Source organism: Escherichia sp. MOD1-EC5950, assembly GCF_002965345.1.
GTDB lineage: Bacteria > Pseudomonadota > Gammaproteobacteria > Enterobacterales > Enterobacteriaceae > Escherichia > Escherichia marmotae.
In genome coordinates, this window is sequence record NZ_PTSR01000098.1 from 1 (window position 1) to 1,178 (window position 1,178).

Here is a 1,178-nt window from a genome sequence, read left to right on the forward strand (position 1 = left end):
ATACAGCAACTGTCTTGAATGATAAAATTAAAGAGATACCGAATGGTATGACATATCCCATTCTTCGTTCTTCCTGAGCATCGCATTCAGGATTGTCAGCAGCTTTCTCATGCAGGCAACAAGTGCAACTTTCTTTGGCTTTCCAACGGCCAAAAGCCTGCTGTAGAACGCTTTAATCACAGGGTTAAATCTGGTAGCAACAAGAGCGGCCATATACAGTGCGGTTCGCGCACCAATTCTTCCGCCAAATATGGTTCTTCGCCCGCGCATCGTTCCTGAATCACGGTTAACAGGAGCCACACCAACGAGCGCGCTAATCTCTCTGCGTGTGAGATTGCCAAGCTCTGGAACTTCTGCGAGCAGGCTGGCGGTCGTTCTAATACCAACACCTTTGAAAGTGTTGAGTTTGTCAGCAAGCTCTTTGAAGTGATTTTGAACGTGTTTACTCATCTCAGCATCGACTCTGGCAAGCTCATCGTCGAGAGCTTTTATGATAATGTTGATGCTCTTTCTGCTTTGAGGGTGTGCCGGGTGAAGCCTGTTTCGTTCAGCTACATGCATGGCTATCAACTGGCGACGTCGAACTACCATTGCAGTGAGAACTTGTCGTTCAGCATTCTGAATGGGGCGAATGAAGCGCTCTCTATCTGGATGCTTGTTGATTACCTCAGCCATTTGAGCAAGAACCCTGGCATCAATGCGATCGGTTTTGGCCAGATACCCCATAGCGCGAGCAAAATCACGCGCTTGCCTTGGGTTGATCACCGTTACATCAAAACCCGCAGCCTGAAGCGAGCAAGCTATTGCTGCTTCAAAGCCACCAGTAGCCTCCATAAGCACAAGAGAGATACGACACTCTTTGAGTTTATTGATGATCTCATCAAAACCATCGGAATCATTACTGGTCGTGAACTGTTCGATTTCAGCGGTAGCAGCGATATCAAGTGTTGCTTTAGAAACATCAATGCCCACGCAGAGTGGATTTGGCAGCCTCATTATTACCCATCCTTGCAAATACGTTATGGAAAATACGGATAACTGTTCGGGTTTCAGATGAGTGGCTCAGCATGTGCGCCGGTCGCTGTATCTCGGGCTTTGAACCCTGGGGAAGGTCAGGCTGCACATGCTGTGCCAAATCTAATCCAAAACCATACTAAACGAATTTCAAGATACAAGGG

1 protein-coding gene is annotated in these 1,178 nt (G+C 47.5%); it reads right to left on the reverse strand.

What is annotated here, in order from left to right; genetic code table 11:
* Positions 1-27: 27 nt before the first annotated feature.
* Positions 28-996, reverse strand: coding sequence for an IS110 family transposase (locus BEA93_RS24425; RefSeq protein WP_105225242.1), 969 nt, complete (start codon positions 994-996; stop codon positions 28-30).
* Positions 997-1,178 lie beyond the last annotated feature (182 nt).